Here is a 16512-nt window from a genome sequence, read left to right on the forward strand (position 1 = left end):
CGATAGGCCAGCCACGCGGGGTGTGCGGGGTCGTTGGTGCTGGGCGGTTGGCGGCGCCTACGCTCTGCAGGCATGGAGACGGTGGTCGGGCTGGTGCTGGCGGGTGGGGAAGGCCGCCGGCTCGGGCTCGGCGCCAAGGCGTTGCTGCGCAGCGGGGGAGCGACGCTGGTGGAACGAGCCGTCGGGGTGCTCCGTTCGGGTGGGTGCGAGCCGGTACTGGTAGTGGTGGGGGCGCAGGCCGAGGAGGTGTCGCCGCTGGTGGCTGGTGCCGGGGCGCAGGCGGTGGTCAACTCCGACTGGGCGATCGGGCTGGCCTCTTCGTTCCGGGCCGGTGTGGGGGCGGTGCCTGCCGGGGCTGACCGTGTGGTGGTGCTGCTGGTCGACCAGCCGGGCGTGAGCGCCGATGTGGTCGCGCGCCTGCTGGCTGAGCATCGCCCGGGAACGGTGATCGCAGCCGAGTACGGCGACGGCGGGGCTCGGCACCCGATGGTTTTCGACGCCGACCTCGCCCGGGCCGCCGCGGAGCTGGCCGAGGGCGACCGGGGTGCCCGGGCCTACCTGCGCCGGCACCCGGAACTGCTGCACCTGGTGGACGCTTCCGACCTGGGCTCGGCCGCCGATGTGGATACCCCCGAGGACCTGCACCTGCTGCAGCCCTGAGATACTCGCCTGGTTGGAATCCACCCACCCCTGCCGCGGAGGCACTTTGCGGCGTTCCAGGTGACTCTCAGGTACTTCGGACGCCGAGGGACGAGGCCGAGAAGGAGGCCTACGACAGCTGGGAGGAAGACAGCGCCGAGCTCCTGGGCGCATGACTGCCTGCCGCGCCCTTCTGCCTGGCCCTGGTGGGCGGAGGCACTCCTGTGACACTGAGGCACACAACGAATACCTCGGTGTCACAAAAGTGCCTCCGCACAGGTGCTCGTGGGTCGGCCCGGCGCCGAGGGCTCCGGGAACGTGATCGCCCTGGACGTGCTGCGGGCCCTGACCCGCGACCCGGCCGGCGTGGAGGCGTTCGCCGGGGAGGTGGAACTCGCCGCTGGCGCGTACCGAGTGTTCGATGCGCACTGGTCGCGCACCAACGCGCTGCTACTGCAGGTCGCTGCCGTGCGAGCGAACTGGCAGCGACCCCGATCGCGCACATGTGCCTCCGTGGGGGCGACGGAGCGGCGAGCGGTGCCGGGCGGGGCGCAGTCAGGGATTGACCCCGCCCGGCAGTGGCGTCGCGGCCCGCAGACCCCGGCGAGCAGACGAGCCACTGCGCGCAGGTCCGCCCCGGCGTGCTCCGCCGCGGTGCCGTCCTCGTCGCGGGGCAGGGGCCGCGCCGTGGTCACTGCGGCCCAGGCTGCGGCAGCGGCACGGATCGCATCCGCTCCGGCCCACTCGACCAGGCTGGCACGCAGCACGCGCTCGATCGAGTCGTGCAGGGCCTGACGGTAGCGGGTGAGGACGGTGAGGACCTCGGGTCGGGTGTGTGCTTCGTGCCAGACGATCTCCCGGAGCACCTCGGACTCGGCATGGTCGGCCAGGATCCGCTCGCCCACGTTCATCAAGGTCTGCTCGGTGTCGCCGCGCACCGCTAGCGTCGCGGAGTCGAAGGGTGCCACCACGAGCCGCTCATCGAGCAGGGCGGTGAGGATCGTGGCCTTGGTGGAGAAGTAGTAGAAGAGCAGCCCCTTCGGGACGCCTGCCGTGTGCGCGATGCGCGCGGTCGAGGTGCCGTCGAACCCGTGCCGGGCGAACAGGGTGACCGCGGCATCGAGGATCTTGCCCCGAGCCTCGGGCAGATCGGCCTTGCCCCGCATGCTCTCCTCCGGTGTTCGTGGTCGGTGGTTGCTCAGTGAGCGGACTGGTGAGTGACCAGGGGCCTGCTCTGCGGCCGGTGCGCGGCCGGCGGCCGGCCGTCGCCCGCGCACCGATCACCCGGTGTGCCTCACGCGTGGGCAAGCTGCCCGCCGCCATGGGTCATGTGGTGCACCTTCTCTGCCGGTGCGATGGCCCAGAGGCCCATGATGATGCCGAGGCCACCGCAGACCCATGAGGTCCAGGCGGGGCCCGGGTCGCCGGCGAAGCCGAACACCCAGGGGCTGATGAACAGCAGCGCAGAGAGCACCGCGAGGATCCACGTCATCGACACCAGGCCCGGTGCCGCCAGGCTCCACACCCCCGCAGCAGTCATCAGCACACCGAGCACGATGAGCAGGGAGATCGTCGCGCCCGTGCGTGGGATCGTCCAGATGCTCGCCAGCGCTGCGTACAGTCCGGCAGCTACTGCTACCCAGTCCTGCCAGCGTGTCCACCTCTTCATCGAACTCATCCTCCTTCTCATCAGATGGCTCCCGAATCGGGGGTCACTTCCCAGTATGAAACTGACTGACCGACCGACCGGTTAATTGCACCGATGCTGCTGCGAGTAGGGCCGGGCGGCGGCGCCGGAACGCAGCGCCAATGAGGCACTTTTCGAACTGTGAGGCAGCAAAACTCACCTCGAATGCCGAAAAGTGCCTCAGTCGGCGGAGAGTGCGCGAGACGGGTGGTGGGTGCTGCGGAGAGTGCGCGAGGTGGGTGGTGGGTGCCTCAGTGCGTCGCCCGGTCAGGCGATGCCGTGCCCCCGGATCGTGGCGGTGAACGTCTTGCCGTATGCCTCGTGGGTGGGGAACTCCAGCCGGGTGCCCCCGCGCACCCGTCGCACGGTCACACCGTCGTCGGTCTGAAGCACCGGGCGGCGTCCGCGGATGGTGATGGTCACCGTCTCTCGGGAGAACGTCGGGTCGGATACGGCGAGCACTGTGCGCCCGCGGTCAGCGTCCTGCACCAGCACTGAGGCCCGGCCGTGCACGGTGAGGTTGCCGATCCGGTGCTCGCCGTCGGTGAAGGAGTTCGCGCCGAGCAGTCCGAGCCCGGCATGCCGGACCGCATGCACCTCGTCGCCGTGCTCGAGTACCTCCGGCCCGGAACGGCGGTAGCCGGCCAGGGCGCGGCTGGTGGCGCCGGGGACGATGGCATAGGCGAGCGACCCGCTGCCGTTACCGGTCGGGTGCGTGTGTGACACGTCGAAGACCTGCTGGGTGATCGGGGTGTCACTGTTCGAGGTGCGCACGTAGCTAGGCGCTCGCTCCACCCGGTCCAACCGCACGTCGATGTCGCCCTCGGTGTAGAAGACGTACCCGATCGAGGTGCCACGGGTGCTGTTCTCGTAGTGCACCCACGCTGGGTCGTGCACGGTGCCGGTCTCCGTAACCGCCCGGCCATAGCGGTTCTGACCGGTCACCTGCACGGTGTCGCCCGGGTCGCAGGTGCGGGCGTCGATCGTGCTGATCACCGCGCGGTCGTGCTCGTCCCGGATACCGGAGGCGAGCACCACGATCTCGTCGTCGAACATGAACCACGACTTCGAGGAGCGGCAGTTCGGGTACGCCACGAAATCCTCTGGCAGCTCACCGGCCTGCTGCGCCACGTACGCGGCGTCGTCGGACTGCTGCATCCCCGCGACCGCATAGGTGCCCAGCGTGGTCCCGCCGGAGTAGCTGTTCGTGCCCAGCGGGAAGTACACGTACAGGTTCTGCTTGACCGAGGAGGAGGTGAAACCCGCGTCCGGGTTCTCGTAGTACGGCTGGCCGTACAGCTCGGGGATGGTCTGGCGCTCCTCGTCGGGTGCGCTCACCCCGGCGAGCCGGTTGGCGTCGACGGCGGTGAAGTAGTCGACCCCGAACGCGTCCGTCTGGTCATCGCCGGCCAGGTACAGGTAGTGCGCACCGTCGCCCTGGAACCAGGGCCGCAGGTTCTCCCCGTTCATGTACTCGTACTTGCTCACTCGCTCCGAGCTGCGGGCCAGGGCGAAGGTGTACTCGGCACGGTGGTGCACGTGCCGGTCCATGGCGTTGTAGGCGAAGGTGGCGGCCGAGGGCACCAGGTCCGCCGGGGTGATGTCCGGGCTGGCGATGATCTCGTCGTAGCGGACGATGTTCGCCGGGTCGGCGAACGAGGCCGGCGAGATGTCCATCTGCTCGATGCCGTGCAGGTAGGCGACGTAGGCCTCCAGGCCTGCGGCCGACTCCGGGGTGGTGTGCGCCGTCATTGCGACCACCGACTCCACCACGCTGGTGGCGTTCGTGTACCCGGTGGCGGTGCGAGAGACGGCGCGGCCCTTGACGATCTCCATCATCCAGCCCTCGACGATCACCGGAGCGAACGTGGTGGCCAGCCAGGTGTTGATCTGGTCGGTCAGCTCCGGGTCGGTCGCATGCTCGGTGCCGGCCAGCATGGCGATCGTGGTGGTGACCCGCTCCAGCAGGCCGATGCCGTAGCTGCCGGTGTAGGGCACCGAGGAGTGCATGATGAACGACCCGTCGGCGTAGAAGCCATCGGTGACACCGTGCTGCAGGTGGTAGGGGTCGATGATCTGGTAGACGGTGAGCTGGTCGGAGATGGCCTTGGTGATCCGGTCGGTGTCGCCGAGCACGGCGCCCTGCACGATCCGGTTGGTGGTGATGTCGGCGAGGTTCGCGCCGGTGTGGAACCGGGAGTCCAGGTCCACGTCGCCGTCCTTGCCCTCGCGCAGGTAGGCGTCCATGGACTGCACGTACTGCTCGGCCAGGTCCGGGTCGGCCTCGGCCACTGCGTCGCGCAGCAGCGCCAGAGTGCGGCTGACGTGCGTAGGGATGCCGATCTCCCAGTTGTACCAGTTGCCGTAGTAGCCGGACTCCTGGTCGGCGAAGTAGTGCTCATGCACCCAGCGCAGCGCGTCGATCACCTGCTCCTGCACTTCGGTGTTGCCGCTCAGGTCCGTGGGGACCGTGGCCCCGGCGGGCAGCGGCATGACGGTGGCGACGGCGATCTCGTAGAGCTTCTTGTAGGTCGTCTCCAAGTTGCTATCGCTGCTGCCCAACGGCCGGCCCGGGAACAGCTCAGTGGTGGGGTCGGCGATCAGGTCGGCGAGGTTCTTGGTGGCCTGTTCGTACAGGTCGCTCAGCTTGTCCTGGACGGCGGGGGCTGCGTTGGTCTGCTCCGTTCCGGCCAGGCTGCCGACGATGGTGGCGAGCAGGGCGTCGGCGCTGTCGGAGGGCTCCCGGCCGGCGGTGTGCGTGCCGGCGCTGGCGGCGGAGGCGATCTGTGGCCGAGGCAGTGCCGCGGCCACAGCAGTCACCCCTGCTGCGGTGAGGACGGTTCGGCGGCCGATGCTGCGCATGCGCACTCCTTCGTTGCTGCGTCACCCGGACTCGTACAGCCTACGCGACCCACCACCCCCCTTCTCCGGGTCGTCCTGCTGGGCGTGCGCTAGAGCGCACCCCTGGCAGGACGACCCGGAGAAGGGGGGGGTCAGGGGGTGGTGCGGCGTCGGAGGAGCAGGAGGATGGCACCAGCCGCCAGCAGCCCGCCGGCCACCAGTAGCCGGGCAGGCGGCAACGTTGCACCGGTGCGGCTGAGCTCGGCCGCACCGGCCGGGTCGTCTGCGGGCTCGCCGGTGCTCGTGGTCTCATCGGCCCCGGCGCCCGCCGCTGCTGTGCTCGGTGTGTCCGTCGGCGCGGCCCCGTCGGTCGGCTCCGGCGTTGGCGTGGGCTCAGCAGTAGGCGTAGGCGTCGGCTGCTCCACCAGCGCAGCCAGCGCCGCATCCAGCTCCTCGACCGCCGCGTCCACGCTGGCCTGCCCCGGCTCCGGCGACCCAAGCACGAACTGGGCGCGCACCAGCGCCGCGTCCACGGCCGCCAGCGAGGAGTCGGTGTACACCGCCCGGTCCAGGCCTTCGGCCCGGTCCACCAGGGCCGCCAGCTCGTCGGTGGAGACCTCCGACGAGGCGGCCACCGGCACCAGCTGCACCTCGTCCAACGTGCCCCACGCACCGGCGCTGAGCGTCAGCTCCGCCCGCACGGTCACCACCCCGTCTGCCGCCACGGTCAGCTCCGGGGTCTGCGGGTGCTGCCAGTTCCCGTAGCCCGCCAGCGTGAAGTCCGCGGTCATGGTGGAGATCCCGGACGCCGCGGAGATCTGCATCTCATCCGCAGCCCCGGCGTCGCCGCCCTGCACCTGCACCGAGAGCCGGTACTGCCCGGCCGGCACCCCGGTGAGGCGCTGCTCGATCGCGAACGAGTAGTCCTCCTCGGACCAGAAGTGCAGGGACCGCTCCCCGGCGTAGGGGTCCTCGGCCGAGCTGATCGTGTACCCGCTGCCGGTTCCGGTCCACGGCTCCACACCGTCCTCGAAGCCCGGGTTGACCACATAGTTCTGGTCGGAGTCCACCTCGCCCAGCACGGTCACCGTCGCGGTCGCGTCCAGACCGGCAGCCGTGCGACCGCGCACGGTGTAGGTGCCCGGCGCGAGGATCCAGTCCACCGAGTCCGACCAGGTCACGTCCTGGTCCTCGCTGGTGCCGTCGGTGTAGGACACCTGCACCTGCCCGGGCAGCTCGATCGGCTCACCGTCAGCCACGGTCACCGACGGGCTGGCCACCTGGTCCACCTCCCGCGGGCCGACGGCCCCGGTCTCGGCGTACTCATAGACCCGCAGCGACTCCAGCGGGGTGCCGTCGAAGGCGAACAGTGCCTGGTTGTCCCAGGCGGAGCCGCCGTACTCGTCCGCCCAGTCCTCACCGAGGGACCCGTCCGGGTCGTAGAACTCCTGCGAGTAGGTGCTCGCCCAACCGGAGCCGTGCTGCTGCCACAGGTCCCAGTTCGCCTCCGCCTGCTCCGGCGGTCCCACCGGCAGCCAGGCCGGCTCCCAGTAGAACGTGCCCAGCCCATGACCCTCGGAGACGTCCGCCACCGCCTGCATCACGTCCCGGACGGCCAGGGCCTGCCCCTGCACGGAGACCGAGTACTTCTCCTGTGCGCTGTCCACCGAGTTCTCGAACCCGTCGCCGTCCTCCAGGGTGTACGCCCACGAGGTCTCGGCCACCGCCACGTCCTTGTCGTAGGTGGTGGCCACCTCGTCCAGCACTGCGGTGAGGTTCTCCAGCGACCCGTGCCAGTACGGGTAGTAGGAGGAGAGGAACACGTCGTAGTCCACCCCGCGGGTGTCCAGCTCCCGCGCCACCGACGCATACTGTCCGGCGCGCTCGGGGTTGGTGAAGTGCACGGCGACCTGCACATCGGTACCGAGGGTCTCCCGCACCGCCGCCGAGCCTGCCTGGAACAGCTGCGCGGTATCGTCCCAGCCGCTCACCCCGGCGATCTCGCCGCCGGTGGTCTCGTTGCCGACCTGCACCATGCCGACGGCGACACCCGCCTGGTCCATCATCGTCAGCGTCTCGGCGGTGTAGTCGTGCAACGCCTGCGCGCGCTCGGTCACGTCCATACCGCGCCAGGCGCGGGGGGAGAGCTGCTGGCCGGGGTGGGCCCAGAAGTCGGAGTAGTGGAAGTCCACCAGCACCTGCATACCGGCCTCGGTGGCGCGCCGGCCGATCTCGGTGGCCCGCTCGGCGTCCACGTTGCCGCCGCCGTACCCGTGGCTGGGGTCGGCGGAGGAGTAGGGCTCGTTCCACACCCGCACCCGCACCCAGTTCACCCCGGACTCGGCGAGCACCTCGAACAGGTCCGCTGGCTGGCCGTCGAAGTCGCGGAACACCACGCCGGACTCCTCCAGGGACAGCACCGTGGAGACGTCCACCCCATGGATCCAGTCCTCGCCCATACCCTCCACCCGGGGCACGGTGATCCCGGCCTCGACCGGCTCGGGGTCGGCGGCCGCGGCCGGGGTGGTGGTCATCGCTCCTCCCAGGAGTGCGGTAGCCAGGGCCAGGGCGGTGGCGGAACGCCGGCGTGCAGTCATGATCATCCTCTCCTGACGATCGTCATCGATACGGACACGGGGGTGCTACGCACGGTGAGCCGGGCCGGGCCTGATGAGCTCCGCCGTCGGGAAACGAGAACGCCGAGGTGCGGGGCGTGGGCGCCGGGCACGCTGCAGTCGCGGGAGCTCGATGCTCAGCCCTTCACGGAACCGGAGGCCAGGCCGCCCACGATGTAGCGCTGCAGGGACAGGAACAGGGCCAGCACCGGCAGCGAGGCGATCATCGCCCCCGCCGCGAACAGCCCCCAGTTGGAGGTGAGCTGGTTGGACACCCACTGGTACATGCCCACCGCCAGGGTCCAGTTGGACTGCCCGGTGAGCACGATCTTCGCGAGGATGAAGTCGCCGAAGGCAGCGATGAACGCCAGCAGCCCCACCACGGCCAGGATCGGCACCACCAGCGGCATCACCAGGCGCCAGTAGATCTGTGCGTGCGAGGCGCCGTCGATCCGGGCGGCCTCGTCGATCTCGATCGGGATCGTGTTGAAGAACCCGTACATCAAGAACGTGTTCGCCCCGAGCGCCCCACCCAGGTACACGCAGATCAGCGCCAGCTTGGAGTTGATGCCCAGCAGCGGCACCGCCTCACCGAGGGTGATCAGCAGCAGGAACACCGCCACGAACGCCACTGTCTGCGGGAACATCTGCACGATCAGCAGCGTGGTCAGCGAGGCACGCCGCCCCCGGAACCGGAACCGGGAGAAGGCGTAGGCCGCGGCGGCGCCCATCAGCACCGCCCCGAGGGCCGCCGCACCTCCCACCAGCAGCGTGTTGCCCACCCAGGTCCAGAACAGCGTGTCCCCGAGAGCGCTGAAGTTGTTCAGGCTGACGGTGCGGAACAGCACCTCGGACCCGGACAGCGACCCTCGTTCGTCCAGCGCCGCAGACAGGGCGTAGACCAGCGGGAAGGCCGCGTAGAACACCACGACCAGCGCGACCGGGTACTTCCACCCGACCTCGGCGAGCCACCGACGGCGCCGGCTCGCGGTGCGGGCGCGGGTGGGACTGGGCAGCGTGGTCATGCTAGATCTCCTCAAGCTTGCGGGTCTGGCGGAACGCCAGCGCCGAGATGATTCCGATGACGATGAAGACGATGATCGACAGCGCGCTGGCCAGGCCGTAGTCGGCCCGCCCGCCGGAGACCCCGGAGATCTGGTAGATCGCCGAGATCAGGATGTCCGTGGCACCCAGCGGCACCGAGGCGCCCGGGAAGGCCGGGCCTCCGTTGGTGAGCATGAAGATGATGGTGAAGTTGTTGAAGTTGAACGCGAACGAGGCGATCGCCAACGGTGCTGTGGAGACCATCAGCAACGGCAGGCTGATCGAGGTGAACTGCCGCAACCGGCCGGCACCGTCGATCCGGGCCGCCTCCATCACGTCCGTGGGCAGCGCCTGCAGCGCCCCGGTGGAGACCAGGAACCAGTACGGGTAGCTCAGCCACAGGTTCACCCACAGGATCACGAACTTCGCCAGCCAGGGGTCGCCCAGCCAGTCCACGTTCGCGCCGAAGAAGAACCACTCGTTGATCACCCCGAACTCGGAGTTCAGCATCCCGCGCCACAGCAGCGCGGACATGAACGCCGGGAACGCGTACGGGAGGATGAAGATGGTGCGCAGCACCTTCTGCCCGCGCACCCTCTGGTCGTTGTAGATCATCGCCAGCACCAGGCCCAGGCCGAAGCTGGTGAGCACGGTCAGGATGCCGAAGCCGAACGTCCAGGCCGTCACCTGCAGCAGCGGCCCGGCGTAGGCGGTGTCGGTGAAGGCGCGCACGAAGTTGTCGAACCCGACCGGCACGTACCAGCCGGCCGCCAGCCGCTGGCCGTCGGAGCTGACGAAGTTCCCGCGGTCGTCGGGGGAGTAGACCGTGCCGGTCTCGGCGTCGGTGAGGGTCCTCGCTGCCGGGTCCCAGGTGAGGCTGGAGGAGTAGACGGCGCCGGTGGACCCCTCCCGGGTGCGGATGGAGCCGTCGGCGGCCTCGTCCGAGACCGGCACCCGCAGCTCGACCACCTGCTCCTGCAGCGCAGTGTCGGCGAACAGCTCGGCCCGGGGCACCACGTCCCAGCCGGGCACCTCGATCGGGGTGCCGGCCGTGTCGACGACGGCCCCAGCGACCGCCTCGAGCGGTTCCTCTTCGGTGCCCACCTGCACCACGCCGTCGTTGTTGATCGCGAAGCCGATCTCGCCGTCCTCGCGCACCACGGCCAGCGGGTAGCTGGGGGAGTCCTCCACCCGCTGCTCGGCCTGGATCAGGGCGGCGTCCACAGCTTGTTGCATCGAGCCGAGGTGGCCGGTGCCATAGTTCGTGAACGCCACGTACCCGGTGTAGGCGAGGGTGAACAGCTGGAACACCGCCAGGAACACCAGGCCCGGGTACAGGTACTTCAGCGGCAGCGTCCGGCGGGAGAAGTAGATCCAGTCCGCCAGCGCCAGCAGCACCACCAGCACGGTGAGCACCACCCAGGAGCCGGCGGCGTAGGCGGACATGATCGCCATCACGCCGATCGCGTTGATGACCATCATGATCAGCAGCTTGACGACGAAGCCCCACCCGGGGCCGGTCCACGCCCTGGCGTGGCTCTCACCCGGGCCGCCTGAGCCACGCGGGCGCCCACTGCGGGCGGGTCCACCACGCGCGGGTCGCGCGCCGCCCGTCGCCACAGCAGCATCGGGTGTGGCAGCGGCGTCCGGCGTGGCAGAGCTGTGCGGGTCGGTCTCAGACGGCCGGCTGGCGGACATCAGGTCTCCTCGGTGATGGGCAGGCCCCCGCCGGCGGTTCGGTGCCCGCCGACGGGGACGAGCGGTCTACTCGGCGATCGCGGACTCGATGTTGCTGACCATCTCCGGCCAGACCGTCTCCGGGTCCTCACCGTTGATCAGTGCGATCTGTACCGGGTTCCAGAAGTCCCACACCGCACCCATCTCCGGGATGTTCGGCATCGGCACACCGTTCTGCGCCGAGGCCAGGAAGCCGGCCTGGATCGGGTCGTCGGCCACGGACTCGGCCACAGCGGTCAGCGCCGGGATGCGCGGGTCGGCGTCGTACAGCGCCTGCTGCGCCTCGTCGGTGGCCATGTAGCCGGTGAGGAACTCGTTCGCCAGGAGCGCGTTGTCGGACTGGGCGGACAGGTAGAAGCCCTGCACACCCACGAACGGGGCCGCAGTCTCGTCACCGGCGGCGGGGATCGGACCCACGGCCACGTCGATGCCGGCGTCGGTGTAGGTCGGGATGGTCCACGGGCCCTGCACGATGAACGGGGACTCCCCGTCGGCGAACAGCTCGTTGCCGATGTCGTAGTCGATCGTGTCGGTGAAGTAGCCGGTGCCCGCCGAGCCGTTGTCGTACAGCCACTGCGCGAACTCCTGGCCGCCCTCGTCGCTCAGGCCCACCTCGGTGGTGTAGGAACCGTCGTCGGCCTGTTCGAAGATCGGTGCCCCGAACGAGGTCTGGAACCCGTAGGAGGTGTACATGTCCCCCTCGGACCCGTTGGTGTAGAGGATGAACGGGCGGTCCTCGAAGCCCGCGTCCTCGGCCATCTGGACCAGCTCGTCCCAGGTGGCCGGGGTCTCCTCGCCCACCAGCTCGGTGTTCTGGATCAGCGCCACCGCCTCCTGCGCGTAGGGCAGGGCGTAGAGCTGGCCGTCGTAGGTGAACGCATCGAGGGTGACCTCCTCGAAGTCTGCGGCCCGCTCGCCCAGGTCCACGGTGTTCACCACCCCGGACTCCACGAACTCCCCGAGCCAGTCGTGCGCGCCCACGGTCAGGTCCGGGCCCTCGCCGGTGGGTACCTGGGCGAGGAAGTCGGCGCGCAGGTCCTCGAAGTTCTTCTGCACCACGGTCACGGTGGCGCCGGTGTCCTCCTCGAACTGGGCGGCCGCGTTCTCGATGGCCTCGGCGCGCTCGGCGTCGGACCAGACCACCAGCTCGGCACCGGCGGCGGCACCACTGCCGGCGTCCTCGTTGGTCTGGGCCGTGGGTTCGCTTGTCTCGTCGGAGCCGGACCCGCCACCGCAGGCCGCCACCAGGGCGACCGAGGCGAGGAGGCTGACCCCGAGACCGAGGTACTTACGCATAGGTGTTCCTTACCTGTTGGGGCACAGCGTGTGCCGGGGTGATCACGTCGTCGCGATCGGGTGTGGGTGCGGTGCGTACCACGGCGACGCCTCCGCCGGGCACGGTGAGCTCGCCGTCGATCTCCTGACCAGAGAAGATCTCGGTACCGCTGAGCGCAACGTGGGCTGCGTCGTCGTGATGGTTCACGGCGACGGCGTAGTCCGCGCTCTCCCCGTGACGCACCATGAGCTCGAGGTGCTCGGGGAGGGCCGGCGGGGTGATGCCCGCGTCCGCATACGCGGCAGCGAGCACCGGGGCGAGGGAGTCGGTGTCCAGCCGGGTGCTCACGTACCAGCCGACCCCGGAGCCGAGCTCGTGCCGGGTGATCGCCGGAGCGCCGTCGGCCGGGCCGCCCAGGTAGCGGCCGCGCACCTGGGCACCGGTGAGCACCAGGTCCTCGGTCCACACGTCCGCGGCCAGGCGCTGCCCGCCGAAGTCCACGGTGCAGGTGTCTCCGGCGCGCAGCGGCAGGTACTCCTCGACCGTGACCCCCAGCGCCTCGGCCAGCGGGGCGCCGAAGCCGCCCTCGTGCACCGCGTCGTGCTCGTCGACCGCGGCCGCGAAGCAGGAGACCAGCAGCGTGCCGCCAGCGCGCACGAAGGCGGTGAGGTTGTCCGCAGCGATGGTGGTGAGCAGGTAGGAGGCCGGAGCCACGACCAGGGAGTAGCCGGACAGGTCCGCCTCGGGGTGGGCGAAGTCGACCGGCACGCTGTCGCGCCAGAGCCGCTCGTAGTAGCTGCGCATCCGCTCCCGGAACGCCAGGTCGTCGCTGGGCCGCCAGTCCAGGTCCTGCGCCCACAGCGACTCCCAGTCGTACAGCACCGCCACCTCGGCACGGACCTGGGAACCCTGCACCTCCCCGAGCTGGCGCAGCTGCTGGCCGAGGTCGGTGACCTCCCGGAACACCCGGCTCGAGGTCCCGGCGTGCGGCACCATCGCGGAGTGGAACTTCTCCGCCCCGCGCCGGGAGGCCCGCCACTGGAAGAACATGATCGCGTCCGCCCCGCGGCCCAGGTGGGTGAGCGCGTTGCGGCTCATCTCGCCCGGGCGTTTGGCGATGTTGCGGCCCTGCCAGTTCACCGCGGAGGTGGAGTGCTCCATCAGGATCCACGGCTTGCCGCCAGCCACCGAGCGGGTCAGGTCTGCGGACAGGGCCAGGGCCACGTGCGCATCCGGGTCCGGGGACCACAGGTAGTGGTCGTCGGAGACCACGTCCACCTCCCGGGCCCACTTCCACAGGTCGGTGTTCCAGGACTGGTGCGCCATGAAGTTCGTGGTCACCGGGCGGTCGGAGTGGGCCCGGATCGCGTCTCGCTCCAGGCGGAAGCACTCGCGGAGCATGTCGTCGGTGAACCGGGCCCAGTCCAGCTTCATCGCCGGGTTCACGGTGGTGGGGGTGCGCGCGGGGGCCACCACGTGCTCCCACGCACGGTAGGTCTGCCCCCAGAACGCCGTGCCCCAGGCCGCGTTCAGCGCCTCGATGCTGCCGTAGTGCTGCTGCAGCCAGCGGCGCCAGGAGGCCACGGAGCTGGCGGAGAAGTCCTCGCCCACGGGCACGCCGTACTCGTTGTGCACGTGCCAGAGCACCACCGCCGGGTGGTCGCCGTAGCGCTCGGCCAGCGCGCTGGCGACCCGCACGATCGCCTCCCGGTACTCCGGGGCAGAGTGGCCGGCCATGCCGCGGGAGCCGAAGCCCATCACGTGGCCGTCGGCGTCCACCGCGCGGGCGTGGGGGTAGGCGTGGAAGAACCAGGCCGGCGGGGACACGCTCGGGGTGGCCAGGTCCACCGCGATCCCGTTTGCGTGCAGCAGATCGAGCAGGTCGTCCAGCCAGGTGAAGTCGAAGACGCCTTCGCTGACCTCGAGCATCGCCCAGGAGAAGATCCCGACGCTGACCAGGTTCACCCCGGCCTGGCGCATCAGCGCCACGTCCTCGTCCCAGACGGCGCGGGGCCACTGCTCCGGGTTGTAGTCACCGCCGTAAGCGATCGCACCGGGCAGGGGCCACATCTCGCTGGACAATCTCACTCCGTGGAACAGGGGGACACGAACGCCGGCGGCACCGCCGCGTGCACACCGTCTCTGCCTACTGTGAACGTACACAGTCGGGGTTGTCAAGAACGTCGACAACTTGGCGAGCCAGCTGGTGTTTACCCTTCTGTGATCGTGCACAATAGTGGGTTGATGGCAGGGTCTGATCGGCGTCCTGGTCCGGCGTGCGAGCCGGCCCAGCCCGATCCGGCCCACGGCCAGGGAAGCGAGGCTTAAGATCCGTGACCATGAACGCCACGCCCGGCACGCCGGGCTCCGGGACCACTGAGGCGCCCAAGCGGCGCCCGACGATCAACGACGTCGCCGAGGCTGCCGGCGTGTCTCGCGGCACCGTGTCCCGGTACCTGAACGGCGGCAAGTGGGTCTCCCCGGACGCGCAGGAGGCCATCCACCGGGCGATCCGGCGCACCGGGTACCGGGCCAACCAGCATGCCCGCTCGCTGGTCACCGGGCGGGCGAACGCGCTGGCGTTCCTGCTCGCCGAGCCGCAGGACCGGCTGTTCGCCGACCCCACCTACACCCCCCTGCTGCGCGGTGCGGCCGAGGCGCTCACTCGGCGGCAGATGACGTTGAACCTGCTGGTCGCCTCCACCCCGGAAGAGCGGGAGAATGTGGTCGCCTACATGGCCGGCGGGCACGTGGACGGCGCCATGCTGATCTCCTCGCACGAAAACGACCCGCTGCTGGACCTGCTGCTCTCCCACGGCATCCCGGTGGTCTCCTGCGGCCTGCCGCTGGGCCGCACGGACACGGTGGCGTCGGTGTCGGTGGACGAGGCCGGCGGCGCTCGGGCGATGGTGGCGCACCTGCGTTCGCGCGGGCGACGGCGGATCGCGATGATCACCGGTCCGCTGGACCAGCCCGGTGGGCGGTACCGGCTGCAGGGCTACCGTGAGGAGCTCGGCGCCGACTTCGACGAGGCGCTGGTGGCCCACGGGGACTGGGGCCGGGAGTCCGGCAGCGCGGCGATGACCGAGCTGCTGGCGCGCGCCGGGGACATCGACGCGGTGTTCGCCGCCTCGGACGCGATGGCCGCCGGCGCGATGGCCACGCTGCGCCGCGCCGGGCTGCGGGTGCCCGACGACGTGGCGGTGGGCGGGTTCGACGACTCCCCGCTGGCGGTCAACCTGGACCCGCCGCTGACCACGATGCACCAACCGTTCGACCGGATCAGCGCCGAGATGGTCGCGCTGCTGCTGGAGACGGTGGCCGGTGGCGAGATCAAGTCGGTGATCTTGCCGGCCAGGCTGGTGGTGCGGGCGAGCACCTGACTACCAGTCGCGAACGCCCTGGTTCGCGGCCGATCCGCGCCGATCTGCCGCACACGGGGGCGTTCGCGACGGGGTGGGGACCCCTGGTGCCCGCCGGGGTGGCGTGATGGAATGAGCCGATGAGCTGGCAGACCCATCCGGTCACGCCGGACCGGTTCGAGGACTTCGCCGACATCGTCAACCGGAACCGCCGGGACAGACACTGCTGGTGCCTGTCCCACCGGCTGCCGGCCGCGGAGATCGCCGAGCTCGGCGACGGGAGCCGGGAGCAGGCGATGCGGCGGCTGTGCGAGCAGGAGCATCCGCCAGGCGTGGTGACCTACCGGGACGGGGAACCGGTCGGCTGGTGCAGCATCGGCCCACGCAAGGAGATCACGCTGCTGTCCCGGTCCAGGCTCATCCGGCCGATCGATGACGTGCCGGTGTGGAGCATCATCTGCGTGGTGGTGCGCCCGGGCCACCGACGGCAGGGCGTCACCACCCGGATGCTGTCCGACGCGGTGGACTATGCCGCCCACGGCGCACCCGCGGTGGAGGCCTACCCCGTGGACCCCCAGGGGCGGATGGACCTGACCATGGCGTTCGTCGGTACCCGGTCGATGTTCGAGAAGGTCGGGGTTCGACGTGGTCGGCAGCACCGATGCGGTCGCCGGACGGCTGCCGCGGCTGGTGATGCGCCGCACCCTGACCTGACCCGCAGGTGGCGCGAACGCTGGCTTGTGCGGCAGATCGGCGCGGATCTGCCGCACACCAGAGCGTTCGCGACTGGGAGGGGAGGGTGGGCTCAGCTGCCCTGACAGAACCCGGTCCGGTCGTGGTCGATGCACAGCAGTCCGCGCAGCGTGCGCCCGTCCTGGTCCAGCACCACCAGCCGGAGCAGGTCCTCACCCTTCATCAGCTCGACGGCGTCGCTCACCGGGCGATCGGGGGTGATCGTGGGTACGGCGGTACGTGCGTAGACCGCCACGGAGTCCGCGCCCGGCTCCCAGTCGGGCAGCGTGTCCCGGTCCAGCAGCCCGGCGAACTCCTCGCCCTCCACCAGCACTGCGGTGAGCACCTTGGGGTTGGTGAAGAACTCCCGCGCCTCGGCCACGCTGGCGTTCAGCGGCAGCGTCTTGGGTCGCTTGACCATCACCTCGCCCACGGTGCGGTCGCGTGCCTCGTCGTGACCGATCGAAGGGTTCTCACAGGTCTGGTCGGCTAGCGGCTGCGCGTCGTCGGTGGTCATCGTGGTCCTCGGGCTTCTCTGGTGGGGCTGGTTCCATTGTGCGCCGGAGTGCCGGTGCGGCG

The 16512-nt window shown here is 70.2% G+C and carries 12 protein-coding genes; 3 read left to right on the forward strand and 9 right to left on the reverse strand.

From position 1 onward, the window contains the following. Positions 1-72 precede the first annotated feature (72 nt). Complete coding sequence (locus tag K338_RS0113935; RefSeq protein WP_022918786.1) at positions 73-660, forward strand: nucleotidyltransferase family protein; 588 nt, start codon at positions 73-75, stop codon at positions 658-660. Between the two features lie 236 nt (positions 661-896). On the opposite strand, the gene K338_RS26245 is transcribed toward K338_RS0113935, so the two are convergent. The 8 genes from K338_RS26245 to K338_RS22790 form a co-directional block, all read right to left on the reverse strand. Further along, complete coding sequence (locus K338_RS26245) at positions 897-1805, reverse strand: TetR/AcrR family transcriptional regulator (RefSeq protein WP_022918787.1); 909 nt, start codon at positions 1803-1805, stop codon at positions 897-899. Between the two features lie 128 nt (positions 1806-1933). After that, positions 1934-2308 (reverse strand): SPW repeat protein, encoded by a 375-nt coding sequence (locus tag K338_RS0113945; protein ID WP_022918788.1) that lies wholly within the window; start codon positions 2306-2308, stop codon positions 1934-1936. Positions 2309-2593: 285 nt separating this feature from the next. After that, positions 2594-5188 (reverse strand): polysaccharide lyase family 8 super-sandwich domain-containing protein, encoded by a 2595-nt coding sequence (locus tag K338_RS0113950; RefSeq protein ID WP_022918789.1) that lies wholly within the window; start codon positions 5186-5188, stop codon positions 2594-2596. A gap of 131 nt (positions 5189-5319) precedes the next feature. Continuing rightward, on the reverse strand, positions 5320-7764 hold the full coding sequence (locus tag K338_RS26445; RefSeq protein WP_027286847.1) for a glycosyl hydrolase 53 family protein: 2445 nt from the start codon (positions 7762-7764) through the stop codon (positions 5320-5322). Between the two features lie 155 nt (positions 7765-7919). Next, entirely contained in the window at positions 7920-8807 is an 888-nt protein-coding gene (locus K338_RS0113965; RefSeq protein ID WP_022918791.1) for a sugar ABC transporter permease, read from the reverse strand. Position 8808: 1 nt separating this feature from the next. Further along, complete coding sequence (locus tag K338_RS0113970; protein WP_342662732.1) at positions 8809-10308, reverse strand: ABC transporter permease subunit; 1500 nt, start codon at positions 10306-10308, stop codon at positions 8809-8811. A gap of 282 nt (positions 10309-10590) precedes the next feature. Then, positions 10591-11859 carry a sugar ABC transporter substrate-binding protein gene (locus K338_RS0113975; RefSeq protein ID WP_022918793.1) on the reverse strand — a complete coding sequence of 423 codons (1269 nt, stop codon included), beginning with the start codon at positions 11857-11859 and terminating at the stop codon, positions 10591-10593. Next, positions 11852-13909 carry a beta-galactosidase gene (locus K338_RS22790; protein WP_022918794.1) on the reverse strand — a complete coding sequence of 686 codons (2058 nt, stop codon included), beginning with the start codon at positions 13907-13909 and terminating at the stop codon, positions 11852-11854. Before K338_RS22790 ends, K338_RS0113975 begins: the two co-directional genes overlap by 8 nt. A 269-nt stretch (positions 13910-14178) precedes the next feature. On the opposite strand from K338_RS22790, the gene K338_RS0113985 reads away from it, so the two are divergent. Together K338_RS0113985 and K338_RS22795 are read left to right on the forward strand one after the other, a co-directional pair. Next, positions 14179-15222 (forward strand): LacI family DNA-binding transcriptional regulator, encoded by a 1044-nt coding sequence (locus K338_RS0113985; protein ID WP_022918795.1) that lies wholly within the window; start codon positions 14179-14181, stop codon positions 15220-15222. Positions 15223-15341: 119 nt separating this feature from the next. Then, positions 15342-16019: a GNAT family N-acetyltransferase gene (locus K338_RS22795; RefSeq protein ID WP_245542972.1), complete on the forward strand. Its 678-nt coding sequence runs from the start codon at positions 15342-15344 to the stop codon at positions 16017-16019. Here K338_RS22795 and K338_RS0113995 read toward each other — a convergent pair. Then, entirely contained in the window at positions 16007-16450 is a 444-nt protein-coding gene (locus tag K338_RS0113995; RefSeq protein ID WP_022918796.1) for a CBS domain-containing protein, read from the reverse strand. The two genes, K338_RS22795 and K338_RS0113995, sit on opposite strands and share 13 nt — an antisense overlap. Positions 16451-16512: the final 62 nt, after the last annotated feature.

This window comes from Ruania albidiflava DSM 18029 (assembly GCF_000421225.1).
Taxonomy (GTDB): domain Bacteria; phylum Actinomycetota; class Actinomycetes; order Actinomycetales; family Beutenbergiaceae; genus Ruania; species Ruania albidiflava.